The following is a 239-nucleotide window of genomic DNA, read 5'->3' on the forward strand; positions in this document are numbered from 1 at the left end:
CTCATGCCGAAATTCGCCGCGAACCTCACCAGGCTGTTCAACGAAGTGCCGTTCCTCGACCGCTTTGCCGCGGCTGCCGAGGCGGGCTTCGATGCCGTGGAATTCCTGTTTCCTTATCCGTACAAGGCCGCCGAACTCGCCGAGCGCCTGAACGCGCACGACCTCAAGCTCGTGCTGCACAACCTGCCGGCCGGCAACTGGGAAGCCGGCGAGCGCGGCATCGCCTGCCTGCCCGATCG

The 239-nt window shown here is 65.7% G+C and carries 1 protein-coding gene; it reads left to right on the top strand.

Annotation, left to right across the window (positions count from 1 at the left end):
• Positions 1 to 3 precede the first annotated feature (3 nt).
• The coding region (locus SB816_RS34655) for a TIM barrel protein (RefSeq protein WP_410548581.1) at positions 4 to 239 on the top strand (236 nt) is incomplete at its 3' end.

This window comes from Achromobacter sp. SIMBA_011, assembly GCF_046535435.1.
In the GTDB taxonomy this organism is placed as follows: domain Bacteria; phylum Pseudomonadota; class Gammaproteobacteria; order Burkholderiales; family Burkholderiaceae_B; genus Achromobacter; species Achromobacter dolens.